General features: G+C 69.6%; 15 protein-coding genes and 2 pseudogenes. 7 read left to right on the top strand and 10 right to left on the bottom strand.

The genetic code is table 11. From position 1 onward, the window contains the following. Positions 1–482 precede the first annotated feature (482 nt). Positions 483–1,291 (bottom strand): IS5 family transposase gene (locus tag ACIBCU_RS19395; protein WP_399232645.1). Its coding sequence is split into 2 segments (ribosomal slippage): positions 483–934 and positions 934–1,291, totalling 810 coding nucleotides; the frame shifts between segments, so codons are not numbered across the junction. A gap of 54 nt (positions 1,292–1,345) precedes the next feature. Here ACIBCU_RS19395 and ACIBCU_RS19390 point away from each other — a divergent pair. Then, positions 1,346–1,531 (top strand): annotated as a pseudogene (locus ACIBCU_RS19390) (transposase); the annotation flags it as partial. Positions 1,532–1,631: 100 nt separating this feature from the next. Here ACIBCU_RS19390 and ACIBCU_RS19385 read toward each other — a convergent pair. Continuing rightward, positions 1,632–2,030 (bottom strand): Na+/H+ antiporter NhaA, encoded by a 399-nt coding sequence (locus ACIBCU_RS19385; RefSeq protein ID WP_362935344.1) that lies wholly within the window; start codon positions 2,028–2,030, stop codon positions 1,632–1,634. Between the two features lie 220 nt (positions 2,031–2,250). On the opposite strand from ACIBCU_RS19385, the gene ACIBCU_RS19380 reads away from it, so the two are divergent. After that, on the top strand, positions 2,251–6,027 hold the full coding sequence (locus ACIBCU_RS19380) for a S8 family peptidase (protein WP_399232643.1): 3,777 nt from the start codon (positions 2,251–2,253) through the stop codon (positions 6,025–6,027). A 173-nt stretch (positions 6,028–6,200) separates the two neighbouring features. Here the strand turns inward: ACIBCU_RS19380 and xerC are convergent. Further along, positions 6,201–7,163, bottom strand: a pseudogene (gene xerC, locus ACIBCU_RS19375) (tyrosine recombinase XerC); the annotation flags it as partial. Between the two features lie 483 nt (positions 7,164–7,646). Between xerC and ACIBCU_RS19370 the strand changes: the two are divergent. Next, positions 7,647–8,774, top strand: coding sequence for an acyltransferase family protein (locus tag ACIBCU_RS19370; RefSeq protein ID WP_399232640.1), 1,128 nt, complete (start codon positions 7,647–7,649; stop codon positions 8,772–8,774). 116 nt (positions 8,775–8,890) lie between these two features. Here the strand turns inward: ACIBCU_RS19370 and ACIBCU_RS19365 are convergent, their stop codons facing one another. Then, positions 8,891–10,108 (bottom strand): class I SAM-dependent methyltransferase, encoded by a 1,218-nt coding sequence (locus tag ACIBCU_RS19365; RefSeq protein WP_362935335.1) that lies wholly within the window; start codon positions 10,106–10,108, stop codon positions 8,891–8,893. Positions 10,109–10,287: 179 nt separating this feature from the next. On the opposite strand from ACIBCU_RS19365, the gene rfbA reads away from it, so the two are divergent. Then, positions 10,288–11,166, top strand: coding sequence for a glucose-1-phosphate thymidylyltransferase RfbA (rfbA, locus tag ACIBCU_RS19360; protein ID WP_399232637.1), 879 nt, complete (start codon positions 10,288–10,290; stop codon positions 11,164–11,166). A 131-nt stretch (positions 11,167–11,297) separates the two neighbouring features. Here rfbA and ACIBCU_RS19355 read toward each other — a convergent pair whose 3' ends face one another. Continuing rightward, a complete protein-coding gene (locus ACIBCU_RS19355; RefSeq protein ID WP_399232635.1) occupies positions 11,298–12,395 on the bottom strand; it encodes a winged helix DNA-binding domain-containing protein in 1,098 nt (365 codons plus the stop codon). Between the two features lie 208 nt (positions 12,396–12,603). Here ACIBCU_RS19355 and ACIBCU_RS19350 point away from each other — a divergent pair, with 208 nt between their 5' ends. The 3 genes from ACIBCU_RS19350 to ACIBCU_RS19340 all read left to right on the top strand — a co-directional run bounded on the left by ACIBCU_RS19350 (position 12,604) and on the right by ACIBCU_RS19340 (position 15,433). Then, positions 12,604–13,206 carry a dTDP-4-dehydrorhamnose 3,5-epimerase family protein gene (locus ACIBCU_RS19350; protein ID WP_362935326.1) on the top strand — a complete coding sequence of 201 codons (603 nt, stop codon included), beginning with the start codon at positions 12,604–12,606 and terminating at the stop codon, positions 13,204–13,206. An 84-nt stretch (positions 13,207–13,290) separates the two neighbouring features. After that, a complete protein-coding gene (locus tag ACIBCU_RS19345; RefSeq protein ID WP_399232632.1) occupies positions 13,291–14,439 on the top strand; it encodes a nucleotide disphospho-sugar-binding domain-containing protein in 1,149 nt (382 codons plus the stop codon). A 4-nt stretch (positions 14,440–14,443) separates the two neighbouring features. Further along, entirely contained in the window at positions 14,444–15,433 is a 990-nt protein-coding gene (locus ACIBCU_RS19340; protein ID WP_362935320.1) for an NAD-dependent epimerase/dehydratase family protein, read from the top strand. A 79-nt stretch (positions 15,434–15,512) separates the two neighbouring features. Here ACIBCU_RS19340 and ACIBCU_RS19335 read toward each other — a convergent pair whose 3' ends face one another. The 5 genes from ACIBCU_RS19335 to ACIBCU_RS19315 all read right to left on the bottom strand — a co-directional run bounded on the left by ACIBCU_RS19335 (position 15,513) and on the right by ACIBCU_RS19315 (position 21,426). After that, a complete protein-coding gene (locus ACIBCU_RS19335; RefSeq protein ID WP_362935401.1) occupies positions 15,513–16,238 on the bottom strand; it encodes a class I SAM-dependent methyltransferase in 726 nt (241 codons plus the stop codon). A gap of 5 nt (positions 16,239–16,243) precedes the next feature. After that, entirely contained in the window at positions 16,244–17,467 is a 1,224-nt protein-coding gene (locus ACIBCU_RS19330; protein ID WP_399232630.1) for a cytochrome P450, read from the bottom strand. A gap of 85 nt (positions 17,468–17,552) precedes the next feature. Next, complete coding sequence (locus ACIBCU_RS19325; RefSeq protein WP_399232628.1) at positions 17,553–18,800, bottom strand: FAD-dependent oxidoreductase; 1,248 nt, start codon at positions 18,798–18,800, stop codon at positions 17,553–17,555. After that, positions 18,797–20,356: an alpha/beta fold hydrolase gene (locus ACIBCU_RS19320; protein ID WP_399232626.1), complete on the bottom strand. Its 1,560-nt coding sequence runs from the start codon at positions 20,354–20,356 to the stop codon at positions 18,797–18,799. Before ACIBCU_RS19320 ends, ACIBCU_RS19325 begins: the two co-directional genes overlap by 4 nt. Next, positions 20,353–21,426, bottom strand: coding sequence for a ketoacyl-ACP synthase III family protein (locus ACIBCU_RS19315; protein ID WP_362935308.1), 1,074 nt, complete (start codon positions 21,424–21,426; stop codon positions 20,353–20,355). The genes ACIBCU_RS19320 and ACIBCU_RS19315 overlap by 4 nt, the downstream gene beginning before the upstream one ends. Positions 21,427–21,515: the final 89 nt, after the last annotated feature.

Genomic DNA, 21,515 nt, shown 5'->3' with positions numbered 1-21,515 from the left:
GACCGGACGTAGATCCGCGTGGAGCCGTGGGCACTGGGCCTGCCCGGAGGAGACCCTCACCGGCCTGCTCGACGCCCAGCGCATCCACGTACCGGCCGACGTCCGGGCGCACCCCGGTTCGCGGCGGAGCCCGCAGTTCCCCCACGACGCGATGCCCGAGTGGCTGGAGTGAGCCGGGATCGACTACGTCCGCCTGGGGCGGCTTCCGTGTCACAGCCAGCAGTTCCTGTCGTCGCCCAGCGAGGCTGGTGCGAGCCGATATGAGCCGCAGGGCCGAATGGTGGGCTCGGAGCTCGGGGTCCCGAGTCTCGAAGTTCGGTCACGCCCGCACCGGACTCGCCAGCGCCGCGGATCTCGCTGAGCATGCGGTCGGGCGTCCGGAACACCGTTGAGGCGGAGAAGCGGAGAATCAGCCGCACTCCGGGGAAGGAGCTCAGCGCGTTGAAGCGGTCCAGGTCACGGCGGCGTGCTAAGAAGTCATCTCATTTGGCGAGCCGGCGGTAGCAGATGAGGGTGCAGGCGATGCTGGTGAAGGCGAGGAAGTGGTCGGCCTTGCGTTCGTAGCGTCGGTGGAGTCGTCGGCACCCGGCGAGCCAGGCCATGGTGCGTTCCACGGTCCAGCGATGGCGGCCCAGCCGTTGCGAGGACTCGACTCCCTTACGGGCGATGCGGTGGGTGATGCCGCGCTCGCGTAACCATCGCCGCAGGTGGACGTAGTCGTATCCCTTGTCGGCGTGAAGCTTGCCGGGCTTGCGCCGTCGCCGGCCGCGGCGCGAACGGATCGGCGGGATGCCCTTCACGAGCGGGATCAGGGCCTGACTGTCGTGCAGGTTGGCCCCGGAAATGCCGACGGATATGGGCAGACCTGACCTTTCCGTGACCAGGTGGATCTTCGAGCCATACTTGCCCCGGTCGACAGGATTCGGACCTGTCAGGTCCCCCTTTTCAGGGCCCGCATGTTCACCGAGTCGATCGCGCACCTCGACCAGTCCAGCTCGCCACGGGCACCGAGCTCGTCGAGGACCAGGCGGTGGAGCTTGGCCCACACTCTGGCCTTCGACCACTCCGAGAACCGCCGGTGGGCGGTCGCTCCGGACGGTCCGAACGACGCCGAAGGCAGCTGCTGCCAGGTGCAACCCGACGTGGCCACGAAGACGATCGCGGCCAGCACTTCCCGGTCACCGTGCCGACGCCGACCTCCGCCCTGCGGCCGCGACGGCGCCTCCGGCACGACTCGCTGGAACAGCTCCCACAACTCGTCCGGCACCAGCCGTTCAACGATCCTCACCATGACTCACAGAATACCGAGTCACCGAAATGAGATGACCTCTAAATGCCTTCCCGCGGTCTCGAACGAGACCGCGATGCCGTGAACGCCGCTCTGACCAGGGCGTATCACAACGGCGGCACCGAAGGCGTCAATAACAAAACGAAGCTGATCAAACGGCAGATGTACGGCCGGGCCGGATTCCCCCTTCTCCGCACCGCATCCTTCTGGGATGACTTCACTATCCGTCACCACCGCAAGTGAGACAGATCCGAACGTTCTACAGTCCCTCGGGAGAACAGGGCCATGACGGAGGCGTTACGGCGAATGAGGGAACTCTTGCTGTTCATGCGGTGCGACTTCTTCATACGCACCGGATCACGGCATGCGGGGGCAGTGGATTGAGAGCAGGTGAAAGTGCGGCATCCGGACCAGGATCACCCGGCCTCATAACGAAGGGGATGTCGTGCCGGCTGCTCCATATTCGCAGAAGTTTGCAGTTCGGACAGATCAGGCGCGGCCCGGCCGCTCTCCGCCGGCGCATCAACCGCGTTCGCGGCAGGCGCCGGCGCACGGACAGAGCCCCGGACAAGACGGGCGGCGCATACGCCGCCGCGCTGCCCGCCACATTCCCCGGCGTGCTCGCCGGGCGGGTGGCCTCGTAGAGGGCGGCGGGCACGGTCCTCCCGCAGACCGCCGCGATCACCGGCAGGGTGGCGGTGGCCAGGGCGCGCAGCGCACCCACGACCAGCTCATTCGGCATCGGTGAACAGGTGCGGGGCCCCCGGACGCGTCAAGGCCACATTGCTCCACGCTCTTTGGCGGGTCGGCTTGTGGCGGAAAGTGGCCGCGGCGTAAACCCGCCGTGTACATCATCCCTTTATCGCCCTCCACTCTGCCAATGTGGCGCCCACTGCAGTACCAATAGCCTCCGGAATCAGACAGTTTGAACTGTGCTGTTCCGGGTTCATCTGGGGAGAGCGATGCGCCCGATATCGCGTACGGCACTGGGGGCGGCAACCGCCGCCGTCCTGGCCGTCACCGTGGTCGCGCCGTCTGTGGCTGCGCCACCGGACGAGTCCGCCGCGAAGAGACCGCTGACCGGCAGTGCCGCAGCCACCGCTGCCGCTGCCGAGAAGGGCGGCAAGCCCGTCACCATCACCTTGGTCACCGGTGACAAGGTCATGGTGATCACGGACGGTTCAGGGACTCAGTCGGCCACCGCACTGCCGCGTGAGGACGGCACCGTGCCCCTCCTCGAGACCCGGCAGTCCGGCACGGACCTGTATGTCTACCCGGACACCGCGACCGGCGCACTCGTTGCCGGCAAGGTCGACGAGGAGCTCTTCAACGTCACGGGACTGATCCGCCAGGGCTACGACGACGCGAGCACGAAGTCTCTGCCGGTGATCGCGGTGTACGGCCAGGACCTGGCCCGTACCGCGCGCGTCACCCCGCGCGGCGCGAAGCGCGGACCCGAGCTGAAGGCGATCGAAGGCGTCGCCCTCAAGGCCGACAAGACGAAGGCCGACGACTTCTGGTCGGACGTCACCAACACCCGTTCGCGTTCGGCCTCCGGTCTGAAGAAGCTCTGGCTCGACCGCAAGGTTCAAGCCAGCCTGGACCGGTCCACCAAGCAGATCGGCGCCGACCTCGCCTGGGCCGCCGGTTACGACGGCAAGGGCACCAAGGTTGCCGTGCTCGACACCGGTGTCGACGCCGAACACCCTGACCTCAAGGGCCGGATCGCCGCCTCGGAGAACTTCACCGACTCCGACACCACCGACGACCGGCAGGGCCACGGCACCCACACCGTCTCCACGGTGGGCGGCTCCGGCGCGGCCAGCGACGGCAAGAAGAAGGGCGTCGCCCCCGGCGCCGACCTGCTCGCGGGCAAAGTCCTCAACGACTCCGGCGAAGGTGCCGAGTCCTGGATCATCGCCGGTATGCAGTGGGCCGTCGACCAGAAGGCCGATGTCGTCTCGATGAGCCTCGGCAGCACTGCGCCGACCGACTGTACCGACCCGATGAGCGTCGCCGCCGAGGAACTCGCCCAGAGCAAGGACACCTTGTTCGTGATCGCGGCTGGCAACGCCGGTCCGACGCTGAACACCGTCTCCTCGCCGGGCTGCGCGCCCAGCGTGCTGACCGTCGGCGCCGTCGACCGCGACGACTCCACGGCCGTGTTCTCCAGCCGCGGACCCGCGGTCGGTGCACACACTCTCAAGCCGGAGATCGCCGCGCCCGGCGTCGCCATCTCGGCTGCGGCAGCAGGTGGCCGCGGGGTGTACGCGTACCGGTCGATGTCCGGTACGTCGATGGCCACCCCGCATGTCGCGGGCGCCGCAGCCATCGTGAAACAGCGTCACCCGGACTGGACCGCACAGCAGATCAAGGCGGCCCTCGTGTCGACCGCGAAGAGCGACATCCCCGGTGACGTACGAGAGACCGGCGGCGGCCGTCTCGATGTGAAGGCCGCCATCGACACCACCGTCGTCGGCGCCCCCGCCGTCCAGGGTGGCACGTTCAACTGGCCGCAGGACAAGTCCGACCGCACCACGGTCGAGGTCCCGTACACGAACTCCGGCAGCAAGCCTGTGAAGCTGTCCCTTAAGGTCACGGGTGTCACCGGCAACGACGGCTCGGACGTCCGCTCCTCGGTTGCCAAGCTCGACGCGAGCAGTGTCACCGTCCCGGCCGGAGCGACCGTCAAGGTCCCGCTGGACATCGACCCGACGGCGAGCCTGAAGGCCGCTCAGTACGGTGATGTCACCGGCCGCGTGCTGGCCACCGGTGCCGACGGCGCCAAGGTCTCCACCCCGTTCTCCCTGTACGTCGGCGCGGAGACGGTCACCCTGCGGGTCAAGCTCATCGACCGCACCGGCAAGCCCGCCGCCGGCTCCTCCTCGGTGGACGTCATCGGCACCGACGACGCCAGCGGTGAGCGCCGCTACAACGACGGCTCCACCGACCAGGTGTACCAGGTCCGGCCCGGCGCGTACTTCGTCTCCAGCTTCGTCACCTCGCCGGACTTGACGGACGCCACCGGGACGCGCGTCGAGTCCGTCGGTTATCTGGCGCGGCCGCAGCTGAACGTCACCAAGGACACCACCCTTGTACTGGACGCCCGCAAGGCCCACCGGGTCCAGGTGAAGACCGAGGACCGCAACTCCGAGAGCCGCTCCACGACGCTCGCCTTCGGCCGCAGCTGGGACGACGTCTGGCTGCACGCGGGCTCCCTCACCGGCAACCGCTTCGTCGAGAACTACCTCGTCGACATCGAGGGCAAGGCGAGCGACGGCGACTTCGACTTCACCAGCTTCTGGCGTGCGTACGCCCCGCTGATCGAGGAGCTCTCGGTCGTCGGCGGTGCCGAGCTGCACCCGTGGGCCGCGAGCACCAGCTCCGCCAACCTCGACGGTACGGGTGAGGCCGCGCTCGTCGACGCCGGCACCGGCACCGCCGCCGAGCTGAAGGCTGCCGATGTCACGGGCAAGATCGCCCTGGTGAAGGTCACCGACGACGGATACATGGCCACCCAGGCGCGGAACGCCAAGACCGCCGGCGCAAAGGCGATCATCGGGTACCGGCCGGCCGCCGGCTCCTGGCAACCGGTCATCGGCTACGGTACGGCGCCGCTGCCCTCCCTCGGGATCGAGACGGGAGAGGCCGCCGACCTGACCGCCGCCCTGGCCGACGGACCCGTGACGCTGCGCTGGAAGGGCACTGCCGTCAGTCCGTTCGTCTACAACCTGAGCTTCCCCGAGACCGGCCCGGTCACTTCGGACCGCACGTACAAGGTCCGTGACAGCAAGCTCGGCAAGTCCACCGCCACGTACGAGGCGATGGGTGTCGCCGCCGACTACGTCGACGTCATGATCTACGACCGGCCTTACGGCGGCAGCTACTCCGCCGTCTACGACACCGTCTCCGTCCCCGGCAAACGCACCGAGTACTACTCGGCGGGCGACACCAGCTGGCAGCGGTACCTCTCCTCCAGCTTCCCCTGGGGCGAGTCGCTGTTCGACAAGCCCCGTACCTACAAGTCCGGTTCACAGCGCACGGAGAGCTGGTACCGGGGCATCCTCGGTCCCTCCGCTCCGCGCGACTCCTCGGGCGAGCCGCAGCTCGCCGCCGAGCGTCAGGACAACCTGATCGGTGTCGCCCCGGGCTTCTGGGCCGACAACGAACACGGCGGTCTCCAGGGCAGCTTCGGGGACATGGGCAACATCAGGCTCAGCAGCGGTGGTGAGGTGCTCGGCGAGTCCGGCTGGCCTTCCGGGGTGTTCACCGTCCCGGCGGAGGACGCGGCCTACGAACTCACCATGACCACCGCCAAGTTCGGTTCGCCCGCCGCCGTGTGGAAGCGGTCCACCCGGACCGAGACGACCTGGAAATTCCGTTCGAAGCGGGACGAGACCGCGTACTCTCAGGGCATACCGCTGCTCTTCCCGGGCTACGACCTGGCGACGGACGGTATGAAGGCCCTTGCGGCTCAAGACGATCAGAAGATCGGCCTGAGCGTCACGGGCCACGCGGGCTACACGCCCGGCAAGCTGACCGCCGCCAAGGTCTCCTACTCGTACGACGGCGGCCAGACCTGGGCCGAGGCCACCACCGCACAGCAGAACGGTCACTGGACCGCGACCGTGAACCACGCGGACGCGGCCGGCAAGACGGTCACTCTGAAGACCGAACTGACCGACTCCAACGGCAACTCCGTCACCCAGACCGTGGTCAGCGCGTACGCAGTGCGCTGACCACGCCCCTGACCGGACCGCCGGGCGCCCTTCCCATGGGCGGGGCCGCCCGGCGGCCGCACTCGGCGACTCCGTACCTGATGGCGAGCGGCCGGCCCGGTGGCAGGAGTGTCCATGTGACGCTCGTGGCGCTGGCCCGGGACACCGTAGACCCTCAAGCCCTACGCGCGTCCGTTCGCCGGATCGATCGGCCTTCCTGCCGGCGTGCTAAAGACAAGGCGGTTGTCCCTCCAATCGCACGCCGCCGCCTGTCGTTCTCCTTCTTGGACCTCACGGTGTTCCTTGAGCGAGTGGATGCACTCGCCGGGAAGGGCGATGCGGCGTTCGGATGCGCGGGTCTTGGTGGGGAGGGTGGTCAGCCCGCCGGTCTGGGTGCGCTGGAGGGTGCGGCGAATGCTGGCAGTGCCGGTCAGGACGTCGTCGAGGTCTTCCCAATGGAGGCCGAGGAGTTCGCCCTTTCGGAGCCCGGTGCGGAGGGCGAGTTCGTACAGCGCGCACAGGCGGTCATTGCGGGCGGCGGCGAGGAACTGGCGGGCTTCATCTGCCGTGAGCGGTTCGAACCGACGAGGGCGCGGTGTACCGGTGCGTACGTTGCGGGCGACGTTGCGCGGGATCTCCTCCTCACGCACCGCGTGCTCCAGGGCGGACTTGAGGACGGAGTGGATGTACGTCAGCGGGGAGAGCCGCTTGGAGCAGCACGCCCCGGCGGCACAGCAACGGGGCTGATCGCGGTGGGCGTCGATGCCACGGGTGCAGCACTGGCAGGTGCTGCGGAGCCGGTCGAGCCACGTGCGGACATCCTTGGCGGTGAGCTTGGCGAGCTTCTTCTTGCCCAGTTCGGGGATGAGGTAGAGCCGGGCGACGGCGTTGTAGCGGGTGTGGGTGTTCTCGCGGAGCTGGTGGACGGCGACGTTCTCCAGCCCGTACGTCAGGTAAGCCACCACACTGCCCTGCGCGGAGGGGACGGGGAGGCCGCGGTTGCTGGCGGCTATCTTCTCGGTGAGCTTGGCCTGCGCTTCCTTGCGGGTGTTGCCGTAGACGCGGATGGGCTTGCGGGTGTTGCCGGGGGCGAGGACGTATCCGGCTGCTTCCCAGCGGCCGTCCTTGCGCTGGTAGACGGTTCGGGACTGCTGCACGGATGAGTGACACGTTGACCGGGCTTGCTGAGAGGCGTTGCTCCTGGTTCTCTGTCCCAGAGAAGTCCCAGAGACTCCGTCACGCCTCACCCACCTCGCATTTGTGCAGGTCAGGAGGGGTGTGACGGTGCCTCTTCAGCAGGCTTTCAGATGTCGCGGAACTCCTGTACAACGCTCCTGACCTGCACAAACAAGCTCACCTGGAGATCATCTTGCTCGGGCGTTGCACAAGCCGAATGGCGCAGAGTCAGGTGGCGCGTGGGTACGCGCTTTGGACCGCGACGCGATTTTTGGAGCCGGCTGGTGAGGCGGTTTCCGAGGAGTCCTCAAGCCAACCGGCCCATGTTGGTCACCATGAAGGGCCCCTCGCAACCACACATCCAACGTCCCGACAATGACGCCGGAGCGCCGTCACCACGCGGGCGCGCCGCCACGCCCCCATCCTCTGACGCCTTCCCGGCGCGGCTTCCCTCCCTGACCGGAATGCGATTCGTCGCCGCCTTCATGGTGCTGATCTGCCACATCACCATCGTGGTCGTGCCCCGGGTGCAGGAGCCGTGGGTCGCCTCCGTCGGGGACTACCTCTACCCGGCCGGGCCGACCGGGGTGGTGTTCTTCTTCGTCCTGAGCGGCTTCGTGCTGACCTGGGTGGCCCGGCCCACCGACACCAAACGTCTGTTCTGGCGTCGTCGGCTGGTGAAGATCTACCCCAACCACCTCGTCACCCTGGCCGTCGTCACCGTCCTCATGCTCGTGTACGGGAACCCGGTCACGGCGGCCAACACCCTGCCCACCCTGTTCCTCGTGCAGAGCTGGATACCCTCCCAGGAGGTCGTCCTCAACTTCGCGTCCAGCGGTGCCAGTTGGACACTGGCCTGTGAGCTGCTGTTCTACCTCTGCTTCCCGGCGCTGCTTCTGCTGGTGCGCCGGGTCCGGGCGCAGCGGCTCTGGCTGTGGGCCGGGGGTGTCGCCGTCGCGATCTGCGTGTTGCCGTTCGTGGCCTGGCTGCTCCCGGACACCCCGACCATGGCCGACTCCCTGGCAAGCTCGATCCCGTGGTGGGAGGAGTGGTTCGTCTACTACTTCCCGGTCGTCCGGGCGCTGGAGTTCGTTCTCGGCATGCTGGTCGCGCAGATCGTGCTGAGCGGCCGGTGGATCCGCCTGGGCCTTCTGCCCGCCGTCGTGCTGGCGCTGGCGAGCTATCTCGTCATCGTCAAGACGCTGCCGGAGACGTTCAGTCAGTCGTCCGGGATCGCGTTCTTCCTCGCCCTGGTCATCGCCGCCGCGGCCACCGCCGACGCGGACGGCCGGCGCACACTCCTGAAGAGCCGGACCATGGTCTTCTTCGGGGAGATCTCCTTCGCCCTCTACATGGTGCACTGGTTCGTCCTGGGCTACGGACCGCTCGGCATGTCCAAACCCGACGGCTGGATGCGCCAGTCGACGCTTTCGCGTGCGCTCTACGAGAGCGCTCTCGTGATCGTTGTCAGCATGCTGCTCGCCTGGCTGTTGTACGTGAGCGTAGAGCGTCCGGCCATGCGGCGGTGGAGCAGGCCCGCCCCGCAGAAGGACACCGCCCGAACGGGTCCCGAACCGGTGATCCGCGCTTGACCGACGGCCGTCCGCGTGCCGCACGGCGCGGCCGGCTCGCGCGTCCGTGCGCGCCGTCCCCCCATGGCGGGGGGAGGGCGCGCACGGACGGGCATCGGTGGCCGTCGGCCGTCCGGTCAGATGATCTTCACCTCGGGGACGTACACGATCCACTTCCCGCCCCGGGCGCGGAACTCCTGCTCCTTGGCGATGATCTCGTCCGCGTGGTTCCACGCGAAGAGCAGCGCGTAGTCGGGGTACGGAGCGGAGAACTCCTCCATCGGCCGGACCGGGATATGCGTCCCGGGCGTGAGCCGGCCCTGCTTGGCCGCCGTGGAGTCGAACACCGCCGGAACGAGGTCCGGGCCGATGTCGCAGTAGTTGGCGACGGTGGCGCTCTTCGCCGTCGCGCCGTACGCGGCGACTGTGTGGCCCTGCTCGCGCAACTGGGCCAGCAGCGTGGTGAGCGCCTCGCAGTTCCGCTTCACCTCGACCGCGAAGTTCTCCAGGATCGTGATGTCGACGATCTGGCGCTTGCGCTCCTCGGCGATCAGCGAGTCGACGGCCGCCGCGGGCTCCCGACGCCCCTCGCGGCCGATGGTGTAGCGCACCTCGCCACCGTGCACCGGGAGGCGCTCGACGTCGACGAGCTCGAAGCCGAACCTGCGCGCGGTGGCCCGTACGGACGAGGCCGAGAACAGGTAGAAGTGCTCGTCGTAGATCTGGTCGAAGCTGGTGCGCTCGACGATGTCCCCGAGGTAGGGGTCCTCGAACACGAAGATGCCGTCGGGGGCCAGCAGGGCGTCGACCCCGCGGAACACCGAGTCCAGGTAGGGGATGTGGCAGATGGTGTTCGCGGCGTAGATCACGTCGGCGGGTCCGTCGGTCGCGCGTATGGCGGTGGCCGTCGACTCCTGGAAGAAGTCGATCTTCACTCGGACGCCCTTGCCGGCGGCCAGCTCGGCCACATCCCGGGACGGGTCCACGCCCAGGTGCCGGACGCCCTGTTCGGCGACGGTCTTGAGCATGACCCCGTCGTTGCAGCCGATCTCCACCACGAAGGGGTCCTCGCCCTGCCCGCCCGCCGCGAGCAGTTGGTGGGCGGTGCGGGTGAAGTGGTCCCGCATCACCGAGGACATCGAGGAGTGGTACGGGTAGTCCGCGCGGAACATCCGTTCGCGGGGCACTTCTTCCATCAGCTGCACCATGGTGCACTGTTCGCAGACGCCCACGGCGAGCCGGTAGAAGAATGCCTCCGAGCTGTCCTCGGGCCTGCGGAAGGCGTCGGAGAGAGGCTGTCGGCCGAAGTCGAAGAACTCCTGCACCACGCCTTGGCAGATACGGCATGAAGTCATGTCGGTGACCGTAGGTGCGGGTTCTCGAAAATTGCTCGACAGGAACTTGACGGGGTGCCATGCCCGCTCATTCGAGAAGGACCCCGGATTCGAGCGCACATCGAGACCTGCTCGAATGCCCCATGATGCACTGATCGCCCTGCGGTGCTGTGCAACCAGTGATCGAGAGGTGTCACCCGGTGAAGGGGATCATTCTTGCGGGCGGATCGGGAACCAGACTCCAGCCCGTGACCATCGCTGTTTCCAAGCAGCTACTGCCGGTCGGCGACAAACCGATGATCTACTACCCGTTGAGCATTCTGATGCTGGCCGGCATCCGGGAGGTCCTGGTCATCTCGACCCCCGACGATCTCCCGCAGTTCCGGCGGCTGCTGGGCGACGGATCACATCTCGGACTCCAGATCGAATACGCCGAACAGGTCGAGGCCAACGGACTCGCGGAAGCATTCGTGATCGGCGCCGACCATATCGGCGACAGCTCGGTCGCCCTGATTCTGGGCGACAACATCTTTCACGGGCACAATTTCTATTCCGTACTCACGGAAAACAGCCGGGACGTGTCCGGGTGCGTCCTGTTCGGCTATCCGGTGAACGATCCCGAGCGCTACGGTGTGGGCGAGGTCGACGCCGACGGCCGGCTCGTGTCCATCGAGGAGAAGCCCACGCACCCGCGGTCCAACCGGGCCATCACCGGGCTGTACTTCTACGACAACTCCGTCGTGGACGTCGCCAAGAACGTCCGGCCGTCGGCGCGCGGCGAACTGGAGATCACCGATGTGAACCGCTGGTACCTGGAGGGCGGACGCGCCAGGCTGGTCGACCTCGGCCGGGGCTTCGCCTGGTTGGACACCGGTACCCCCGAGTCGCTGTTGCTGGCCGGACAGTACGTCGGGACGCTGGAGGAGCGGCAGGGCGTGCGCATCGCCTGCGTGGAGGAGGTCGCCCTGCGCATGGGCTACATCACCAGCGACGAGTGCCACAGCCTCGGCGTCCGGCTCGCCAAGTCCCGTTACGGGCAGTACGTCATGGCCATCGCCAAGGAGCTCGCCGACCTCTAGGGGCCTACCCCGTCATCCCCGGTGGGCGCACGACGACGGCTATGGTTCCTCGGGGTGCTCATCCGGTGGGGGAGTCCCCCCACCGGATGATCCGCGCGGCCGCCCCCCGGCGGTCGCCCGCAGGGGGCCGGTCAGACGCCCCGATCCACCGGCCGGAACTCGATGTCGTGGCGCTCGGCCTTGTCAGCGGCGAAGCGCAGCAGACGACCACCCTCCTCCATGACGGACTCCTCCTCGGTGCCCGTCAACGGCCGGAACGGTTTGACGACCAGCGTCGCCCCGGCCTTCTCCTGCCGGATGTGCCAGAGCCCCCGCACGAAGCCGTCCACGGTCACCGCCGCCTCGACGACGATGTGCTTGCGCACCACCTCGTCCATCATCCGGGACCGGTCGAAGTGACTGAGGACCACGTTGTCGAGCGCGGCGAGGAACCGGACCGGCGCCGGGGTGTCCGGGTCGGGCAGCGGGGCGTCGGGGAGGTCGTACAGATCCTGGCCGGCCTCGTTGCGGTGGAGCCGCAGTTGCGATCCCAGGCCGTCGACCACCTCGCGCAGCCGTGTCATTCCGCTCCAGGCCTGGACGTCCTTCACCGTGGCCGGGCCGAACGCGGCCAAGTAGCGCAGGACCAGCTTGCGGGCCGCCTGCTCCTCGACGGCCGGACTCCGGCCGAGCCAGTGGTCGGCGAGCGCGATGGGCGTGGCCCCCCGCTTGCCCCAGGTGCCGTCCGGCGGCGGGTGCACCACCGGCAGCAGCCCCTGTACCGACCGGGCCATGCCGACCTTGTCGGTGCCGGGCCACCGCTCCACCAGGGCCCGGCCCAGCTCCACCCGGGTCACCGTGCCCTCGCCGATGAACTCCCTTGAGAACGCCGCGATCTCGGCCAGGTCGAGCCCGGCGGTGAACTTGCCGAAGGCCCCCTTCTGCCACCGGTCCAGCATCGACTGCAGGAGCGGCCGGACCCACAGGTAGTCCTCGGTGCTCAGCAGGTGCTGGGTCCCCCGGAACAGCGTCGCGCGCACCACCCGGCGCTCGTACAGCAACCGGGTCAGATCGTCGAGGCGGAAGTCCTCCACCCGGCTCCACAGGCCGATGTAGGGCGGATCGGGGTCCTGTGCCTGCAGTCCGACGAGGCGTTCCGTCACCTCCAACGCCGAGAGGCCGGTCCGCTCCAGCAGCAACTGCCGCTGCGAGGTGGCCCTGTTCAGGCTCCGGCGGGTGAGCAGTGCCATGGTGTCCTTCCTACGGAGCGCACGCGAGGCGGCGAACTGTGCCGGACGATAGCCGGGATCGCGGTCATCCACTGTCCGCGATCGCCTTGGCGACGCCCCCGGCGGACGCCTCCAGTGATTCCCCACCCGCACTCCAGACGGCGTACCCAGCATCTGTGCGGGCACGACCGTCGCCCGAACGGCTCACGGGGAACGGGAGGAACGGCTCATGGAAGCCAAGGAACTGGGTGTCGTCGGCGCGCACGTCTTCACCCCGCAGGTGTTCGCGGACCCACGCGGCGCGTTCGTGTCGCCCTTCCAGGAGGAGGCGTTCGTCCGGCAGACCGGGCATCGGCTGTTCCCGGTGGCGCAGAGCAGCCATAGCCGCTCCCGCCGGGGCGTCGTCCGCGGGGTCCACTTCACCCGCACCCCGCCGGGTATGGCGAAGTACGTCTACTGCCCCCGGGGCCGGGCGCTCGACATCATCGTGGACCTGCGGCGTGGTTCGCCGACCTTCGGCCGCCACGCCACCGTCGTCCTCGACCCGGTGGACTTCCGGGCGGTGTACTTCCCCGTCGGTCTGGGCCACGCCTTCGTCGCGCTGGAGGACGACACGGTGATGGCTTACACCCTGTCCCTGGCCTACGCCCCTGAGAACGAACTGGCGTTGTCGGTGGACGACCCCGACCTGGCGCTGTCCCTGCCCGAGGACATCGAACCGGTCGTCTCGGAACGCGACCGGGCGGCCCAGAGCCTCGCACAGGCCCTGGAGTCGGGGGTGCTGCCCGACTACGAACAGTGCCTGGAGCTGGATGCCCGACTCGCCCGCTGAGACGGTACGCCGACAGCGCGCGGCCCCGGTCGCGACCAGCCGGATTCGAGCGGGAATCAGGCACCGGCTCCTAGGTTCCGGAACATGAAGATTCTCGTGGCCACAGGGCCTGCCCACCCGCTGTACTTCCCGGTCGTGCCCATCGCCTGGGCGCTGCGCGCCGCCGGTCACGAAGTGCTCGTGACGGTCCCCGAAAGCTTCGAACCCGCCGTACGCGGCTCCGGTCTCGCCATGACGCCGGTGCATGGCCCCCTGGACATGGGCGAGGTCATGGCCCTGGACCGGGAGGGCCGACCGGTCCGCGTCCCCGACAACGACGCCGACATGGCCGCGGGCGTCGGTGCCGGCTTCGGCCGGCTGGCCGCGCGGACCGTCGACGCCACCGTCGAGCTCGTCGGGCGCTGGCGGCCCGACCTCGTGATCACCGACTCGTACTCCTTCGCGGCCCCGGCCATCGCCGCCGGGATGCACGGCGTCCCGTGGGTCAAGCACATCGTCGGCCCCGGCGATCTGCCGGTCGCCGACGCGGTGGAGCGGGAAATGGCCCCGGAACTGGAGCGCCTGGGGCTGGACAAGCTGCCCCCGCCCGCCCTGGTCCTCGACAACTGCCCCCCGGCGCTCGGCGATCCGGTGCCCGGGGCGCAGCCCGTACGGTATGTCCCCTTCGGTGAGCCGGGGGCCGTGCCCGGCTGGGTCCACGAGCCCCGCACCCGGCCCCGGCTGCTGGTGACCCTGGGGTCCGTCCAGCCGCAGATCGGTGGCATCCCGATGCTCGGCCAGATGATCCAGGCCCTCGCGTCCCTGGACGCGGAGCTGGTCGTCGCGGTCGCCGACCACCTGGTCGACAAGCTCGGCACGCTCCCGGACAAGGTCGTCGCCGCGGGGTGGATCTCGCTGACCTCCGTGCTGCCCGGTTGCGACGCGGCCGTCCACCACGGCGGCCCCGGCACCATGATGGCCTGCTCATTCCAGGGCATCCCCCAGGTCGTCGTCCCCGGCCGCGGCAAGCCCCTGGAGGCCATCGCCCGGCTGGCCGACCTCGGTGCGGTGCGCCACCTGCCGCCCGCCGACCTGACCCCGCAGAGCCTGCTGGACTCCTGCCGCACCCTGCTGGAGGACACCGGCTATGCCAAGCGGGCCAAGGAGGTACGCGAGGAGATCGCCCGGCAGCCCTCGCCCGGCGCGGTCGTGCCGGTCCTCGAAGACCTCGCCCTGCGGTACAGGACGGCCTAGGGCCGTGCCCACGCCCCGACCGGGCGCGCCCGGCACACTCCGGACGGCCGTCCTCGGCGGCACCGGCTGGCTCGGCAGACACGTCTGCGAGCTGGCCGCCCGGCGCGGCCACTACGTCCTCGCCATGGCCCGTCGGCCCCGACCTCACGTCGCCACCCACCACCGGTTCGTCGGGCTCGACCTCGGCCGCGCCTCGCCCGAGAGCATCGGCCGGCTGCTGCGCGAGCACCGGGTGGACGTCGTGGTCAACGCCACCGACGCGGCGAACGCCACCGACGGCTGGGCCAGGACCGACGAGGAACTGGCGGACCTGAACCTCGGCCTGGTCTGCCGCCTGCTCGCGGCCCTGGGCACCGTGGAGGAACGTGTCCGCCTCGTCCACATCGGCACGATGCACGAGTACGGCGAGGTCTCCGCGGGCACCGTCATGGACGAGGCGCTCCATCCGCGCCCGGTGACCCCCTACACCCGGAGCAAACTGGCCGGTTCGCAGGCGGTGCTGGCAGCCACCCGGACCGGTGCGGCGGACGGGCTGGTCCTGCGGGTCGCCAACGTCAGCGGCCCCCACCCGTCGCCCGAGAGCTTTCCCGGCAAGCTCGTCGCCCTGTTGCGTGAGGCGGTGGCCACCGGTGACCGGATGCCGGTCACCCTGGGCGACGCGCGGCGCGACTTCGTGGATGTACGCGATGTCGCCGAAGCGGTCCTGAAGGCCGCCGAGTCGACGGCGACCGGCCAGGCCGTGAACATCGGCAGCGGGACGGCCGTGGACATGCCCACCCTGGTGCGGCTCTTCGTCACCGCCGCCGGCTTCCCGGCCGAGATCCTCGACGAACGGGCCCAGGAGGTCCGCAGCCTCGGCGGCGCCTGGACCCGGGCCGACATCCGACGCGCCGCGCAACTGCTCGACTGGCGGCCCCGGACCACCCTCGCCGTCTCCCTGCGGGACATGTGGCGGACGGACCGGGCGGAGCACCGGCCGGTGGCCGGCCGGTAGGCGGATCAGCGGGAGGAACGAGGAAGGGGGTCCGGGCCAGGTGGCCCGGACCCCCTTCGTCCGCTTCAGAGCGGCGCTCTCACTTCAGCACGCCGACGAACAGCCCGCAGCCGAACCGGTCGGTCCGGACGTACTCGACCGAGCAGCCCGCCCCCTCGAAGGCCCGCTCGTAGGTCTCACGAGTGAACAACCGCATCCGGTGCACGTCGGTGAAGTGCCGGATCCCGCTGTCCTTCAACGCGTCCAGGTAGTGGACGACGATCGGGACCCGGTCGCCCTCGCGGGTGGAGTGCGAGATCCGCACCGTGACCCGGCCGTCGGACCGCACTAGGTCCTCCGCGATGTACCCGGGGAGGAACGCGTCCGGAAAGTACCAGGGTTCGAGCACGATGACCCCGCCGGGCGTCAGGTGCCGGGCCATGCCGCTCAGGGAGGCCTCCAACTCCTCGGGGGTGTCCATGTACCCGATGGAGCTGAACATGCAGATGACCGCGTCGTAGGACCGCTCCAGCGAGAAGTCCCGCATGTCGCCCGCGTGCACCGGAATGCCGGGCATGCTCTCCCCGGCCTTGACGATCATGTGCTCGGATAGTTCGAGTCCCTCCACCACGTCGAAGGTCTCCCGCAGGAAGGCCATGTGGCCGCCCGTCCCGCAGGCCACGTCGAGCAGCGTGCTCGCGTCCGGCCTCCGGGCCCGCACATGGGCGGCCACCTCGGCGGACTCCGCGGGGTAGTCCTTGCCGCGGCCGGCGTAGATGAGCTCGTAGATCTCCGCGAGTCCGGAGCCGTACACCTCTTCGCCCATGGCCCTCACACGTCCCAGGTGACGTGCAGCTCGTGAACGCCGTACACGATCGCGCCCTCCTTGCGGGGCACCTCGTCCAACGGCTTGACCAGCCGCAGCGATGGGATCCGGCGGAACAGCGTCGTCCAGACGATCTGCATCTCCAACCGGGCCAGCTCCGCGCCGATGCACAGGTGCGCCCCGTACCCGAACCCGACCTGCTTGCGGCTGCCCCGGCTCAGGATCAGCTCGTCGGGGTCGGGGAAGACCTCGGGGTCCCGGTTGGCGGTGAGCAGGAGGCACAGGATCCCGTCACCGGCCGGGATGACCGTGCCGTCGATCTCGATGTCCTCCAGCGCGACCCGAGGCACCCCCACGTCGCCTATCGTCACCACGCGCAGCAGTTCCTCGGTGGCCGGGCCGATCATCTTCTCCGGATCGGCCAGCAGTTCCGCCAGCTGCTCCGGGTGCTCCAGCAGGGCGGCGGTGCCGAAGGAGATCATGCTCGCGGTGGTCTCGTGACCGCCGTTCATCAGCATTCGGACCATGTTGACCAGATCGCGTTCCGTGTACTCCTCGCCCGACTCCTCGTACGCCGCGATGGCCATGCTGATGACGTCCTCGCCGGGCGTCTCCGTCTTGAGCCGCACCAGCTTCTCGACGTACGCGTTGACCTCGATGATCGCGGCCCGCCGCTGCTCGGGCGCACTGCGGCCGCCGAACATGTTGTTGCTGTGCTCGATGATGAAGTCGTGGTCGTCCTGCGGGACGCCCAGCATCTCGCAGATCACCGTCGTCGGCAGCGACAGCGAGAACAGCCGGTGGAAGTCGACCGGCGGGGCCAGGTCGAGCATCCGGTCGATGTGTTCGTCGACGACCTCCTGGATGCGCCCGCGCATCTTCTGCACCCGCTGGTACGTGAACGCGGCGGCGACCTTGCCCCGCGCCCGGGTGTGCTCCGGCGCGTCGTACCCGATGAAGGAGGTCTCCGTGCGGAACTCCGGCGGCGCGATGAAGTAGAAGGGGAAGCCGGGCAGTCTGCGCGAGGCGCTCACCCGGGGGTCCGTCAGCAGACTGCGGACGTTGGCGTAGCCGGTCACCGTCCAGACCCGCAGGCCCGACTGGGCGAGTGTCACCTGCGTGACACCCTTCTCGATCATTTCCGCATACTGCGCGGGCGCGGTGAACGGCCCCTGACGCGCGTAGGGGAAGGGGGGGTGGGCGACAGGGCAACGGGATTCGGTCGTCATCGTGCGATCTCCTTGGCTGTCCGGCCCTTCTCGGGGGCGCGGGGGCGGTCACGGCCAGAGGCCCCGGGGCGCCCGGGGTGTCCGGTCATCCCTGGGTGCGTAGCCCCGGTCCGGGCCCGGTGGCGGCGACCCCGTCCACGGCCGGCTCCTTGGCGTCCCAGTCGATGTGATGGCTCATCATCCAGGTGGGGTCGCCCTTGCCCCCGGTCCCGCGGAAGGCTCTGGAGATGAAGAAGTTGCGCAGCAGACGGCCCGCAGGGCCGCGTCGGATATTGCCCTCGTTGTTGTACTTCCCCTGCGCGACGATGTCCTCGACGCGCTTGCGCCTCGCCGCCTCGTAGCTGACGAATCCCCGCTCGTGTGAGGGCGCGTCGCGCAGGCACTTGGCCAGCACGACCGCGTCCTCCATGGCCACCGCGCAGCCCTGGCCCGCCGTGGGGGACACCGCGTGCGCCGCGTCACCGATCACGATCATCCGGTCGCGGTGCCAGCGGGGCACCGGCGGCAGGTCGTACGTCGGGGACGGCGGTGCGAGGTCCCGGGTCGCCCCGATGATGGCGGCCGCCGGAGTACGGTCGTCCTCGAACAGGCGCAGCAGGTCCCCGCGCCAGGTCGCCGTCCTGAGCCGCAACAGCTCCTGGTCCGGTTCCTCGGCGCGCGGCGGGTTGGCGAACCACCAGAGGCTGCCGTCGGGGTGCTTGGTATAGCTGAAGAAGCTCCGCCTGCCGAAGAACATCCGGATGACGCCCGGCGGGCCCTCCAACTGGAGCCCATCGGCGCGGCCGAAGGCGTTGAGCACCCCCAGATAGCGCGGCGAGGGAGCCGAGGGGTCGATGATACGGCGGACCTGCGAGCGCAGACCGTCCGCCCCCACCAGAAGATCGCCCCCGGCATGCGTCCCGTCCTCGAAGACCGCCCGCACCCCGTCGCCGTCGACGCTCGCGTCCACGATCCGCTTGCCGAACTCGATGGGGATCCCGCGCCGCGCCGCCTCGTCCCGCAGCCCGACGTAGAGGTCGGAGCGGCGGATCGTCTGGATGATCTGGCCCCGGTGCGCCAGCCGGTCGGTGGCGACGTCGCCGGTCAGCGCCCGGCCGGTGTCGCTGTAGAACGCGATGGCGGGCGTGTCGAAGCCCTTCTCCCGGACCAGGTGGCCCAGGCCGATGCTGTCCAGGGCGTCGATGCCGTTCGGGCCGATGTTGACGAAGTTGCCGATGCCGTCGGCGGTGCGGTCGAAGGCCTCGTAGAGGGTGGGCTCGAAGCCCGCCTTCTGAAGGGCGATGACGCAGACGGCCCCGGCGATCCCGCCGCCGATGACGAGCACGCGAGTCATGATTCCTTCCTCTGTTCACGGGGGACGGAGCCGGCGCCGTCGTCCGCCGGAACGTCCGGGCGGCTCACCGTGCTCAGGCAGGACGTGTCGTCGGGCAGGACGCCGTCGACGAAGTAGCCCTCGACGAGCCTGTCCACGTCCGGATTGCGAACGAAGCCATAGATCTCGTGCTGGCCCGAGTCGGCGACCGTGATCAGCCGGTGCCCGAGCCGGGCGGCCATCGCGGCCCCGCCCTCGTAGTGGTCGGTCGGGTCGCCCTCGGCGTGCACGACCAGCCCGGCCGGGTAGCCGCGGGCGGACAGTTCCACGGGACGCTCCGGCGGGGTGAACGTACGGAAGGCCCCCACCCAGGTCTGGGCGCGCATCACGCCGTAGCCGTACGGGAAGTGTTCCCGGAAGCGGCGCATGTCCTCGTAGTAGACCTCAAGGTCCGCCGGCCAGTCCTTCTCGACCGTCACCGCGTCGAGCACCCCGCACCGGGTCTCGCCCTCGGTCTCGCTCGGCGGCCACACCTTCTCGTTCGCGAGCCACTTCCCGGCCGCCTCGGCGCCGCCCGTCCGGACGTCGGCCACCAGGTCCGCCAGCTCCCGCCACTTCGAGCGGTCGGCCGAGCGGAACCCCATCGCCCCGTCGAACAGCGACCGCAGCGGGACGGCGCCCGGGGTGGTGGTGATCGCGGCGGCGGCCGCCTCGACCGCGGCGAGCACCTGCTCGCCGGAGGTCCCGAGCCCGAAGTGGCTCTCGCGCCGCGCGGTCCAGGCGGCCCAGGCCTCCACGTTGTCCCGGTTGGCGCGCCCCTGGGCCATGGCCTGCTCGCGCCAGGACCAGTCGGGATGCACACAGGAGTCCAGGACGCTGCGGTCCAGCCGGTCGGGGAACAGTGCTCCGTAGACCGCGCCGAGGTAGGTGCCGTAGGTGTAGCCCAGGTAGTTGAGGCTGTCCTCGCCGAGCACCGCGCGGATCACGTCCATGTCCCGGGCGGTGTTGGGCGTGTTGATGTGCGGACGCAGCTCGCCGCCCGCTCGCAGGTTGCCTTCCTCGCGTATGCGGAAGTCCTCGGAGATCAACGCGAAGGCGGAGTCCGGGGGGCGTGAGTCGAACGGCGCGGCCGGCGGGGTGATCTCGCCGCGAAGTGGCGTGGAGTCCCCGGTGCCGCGCGGGTCGAAGCCGATCAGGTCGTAGACCTCGGTGAGCCCTGTGTGCGCCAGCGCGGCGGGAAAGCCCCGGCCGAGCCCGAAGTAGCCCCCGGGGCCTCCGTTGACCAGCAGCAGGATGCCGCGACGCCGCTCCGGGTCCTTGGCCCGGAGCCGGCTGACGGCGATCGAAAGCCTGCGGCCCGCGGGGTCCGTGTAGTCCATCGGCACCACCACCACCGCGTGCTCGACGGGTACGTGGGTCGGTGCGGCCGCCGGAAGCCAGGCCGAGGCGGCACCGCCGCCGGGAGGTGCCGGGGCCCACTGAGGCCGTTGCTCGTGGAACGCCGTCAGCGCGTTCTCGCCCGGGGCGTTCGCGCTCGGGTCGGGCCCGGTGTCGGGCGGGGTTTCACGGGTTGTCATGACGATGCGCTCGACTTCCTTGTCGCAGGGGCAGAAGGGGAGGGCGTCCCGGCTGTCGGGAGGCAGACGATCTCCAGCACCGCCACCGACCAGGCGAAACCTCCGCCGGCGCTGACGAGGGCGCAGAACTGTCCGGGGGCCAGGGCGCCGGTCCGCACCAGATGGGCCAGCCCCCCGAAGGGATCGCCCGCACCCAGGTGTCCCACCCCGGACCCCCACGACCAGGTGCTCCGGTCGGCGTCGATGTCCAGTGCGCCGAAGAACTGGAAGTCCATCTTCGGGCGGCCCAGATGGGGCAACACGAACCAGGCGATGCCGTCGGCCTTGACGTCCGCGTCCGTCAACGCCCGCTCGAACGCATTACGTTGCCCGGCTTGCAGGCGTTCGATGAGCTCGCCCATGCCGAGTTGCTCGACCAGCCGCGCCCGGTGCCCGGCCACACTGACCGGGGAGCGGACGCCCAGCGGCGTCGTACCGAACGGGTCGTCGCCCCGGCCCATCGACTCCAGTGTCGGATCTGAGACCGTCACCAGGCTGCGCAGGCGGGCGAAGCCGCCGGCGGTGGACAGGACGGCCGCCGTTCCGCCGTCCCCGCACACCGTCCCCGGGTCGGTCTCCCAGCGGTCGAACCCGGGCAGGGCGAACCGGTCGCCCGTGGTGATCAGCACACTGTGCGGGGCCCGGCCGGACAGCAGCGCGGCGACCGCCAACTCCATGGCCGCCATACCACCGTTGGAGAGCTGCCCGACGTCCATCGCCGGGCAGGAGCCGCCCACTGTCTCCCGCTGGACGTAGGAGGCGGGCGCCCAGAGGTCATGCCCCTGGTAGTACGTACTGGCGTGCAGAACGAGGCTGATGTCCTCCCGGCCGGCTCCCGCCGCGCGCAACGCCTCCCGGGCCGCTCGAACCGCCATCTCGGGCCCCGACTCCTCGCCGACGCACACCGAACGCATCCGGCTGCGCCGGATCGTCCGTTCGTCCGCGAAACCCTGCCGCGCCACCTCGGCGACGGGCAGGGCAGGCGGCAGATGAAGCCCGACCCCGGAAATGAACACGTCCGTGACGTTCACCGGATCCTCCCTCGTGCACCACTCGGCCGGATCGTCGCCGGCGGGTGAAGCCGGATACGGCCCCCGGGCCCGGAGTCTGTGGCGGCGAC

Source organism: Streptomyces sp. NPDC051064, assembly GCF_044455985.1.
In the GTDB taxonomy this organism is placed as follows: Bacteria; Actinomycetota; Actinomycetes; order Streptomycetales; family Streptomycetaceae; genus Streptomyces.
Note: the sequence above shows the minus strand (reverse complement) of the source record. Positions and strands in the feature narration are given on the sequence as shown.

Excerpts from the sequence above, each read along its gene's own strand:
- ACIBCU_RS19345 (WP_399232632.1), top strand. The coding sequence starts at position 13,291 with ATGAAGATTCTCGTGGCCACAGGGCCTGCCCACCCGCTGTACTTCCCG.
- ACIBCU_RS19385 (WP_362935344.1), bottom strand. The coding sequence starts at position 2,030 with ATGCCGAATGAGCTGGTCGTGGGTGCGCTGCGCGCCCTGGCCACCGCC.
- ACIBCU_RS19355 (WP_399232635.1), bottom strand. The coding sequence starts at position 12,395 with ATGGCACTGCTCACCCGCCGGAGCCTGAACAGGGCCACCTCGCAGCGG.
- ACIBCU_RS19365 (WP_362935335.1), bottom strand. The coding sequence starts at position 10,108 with ATGACTTCATGCCGTATCTGCCAAGGCGTGGTGCAGGAGTTCTTCGAC.
- ACIBCU_RS19350 (WP_362935326.1), top strand. The coding sequence starts at position 12,604 with ATGGAAGCCAAGGAACTGGGTGTCGTCGGCGCGCACGTCTTCACCCCG.
- ACIBCU_RS19380 (WP_399232643.1), top strand. The coding sequence starts at position 2,251 with ATGCGCCCGATATCGCGTACGGCACTGGGGGCGGCAACCGCCGCCGTC.
- ACIBCU_RS19370 (WP_399232640.1), top strand. The coding sequence starts at position 7,647 with ATGCGATTCGTCGCCGCCTTCATGGTGCTGATCTGCCACATCACCATC.
- ACIBCU_RS19330 (WP_399232630.1), bottom strand. The coding sequence starts at position 17,467 with ATGACGACCGAATCCCGTTGCCCTGTCGCCCACCCCCCCTTCCCCTAC.
- ACIBCU_RS19320 (WP_399232626.1), bottom strand. The coding sequence starts at position 20,356 with ATGACAACCCGTGAAACCCCGCCCGACACCGGGCCCGACCCGAGCGCG.
- ACIBCU_RS19335 (WP_362935401.1), bottom strand. The coding sequence starts at position 16,238 with ATGGGCGAAGAGGTGTACGGCTCCGGACTCGCGGAGATCTACGAGCTC.
- ACIBCU_RS19325 (WP_399232628.1), bottom strand. The coding sequence starts at position 18,800 with ATGACTCGCGTGCTCGTCATCGGCGGCGGGATCGCCGGGGCCGTCTGC.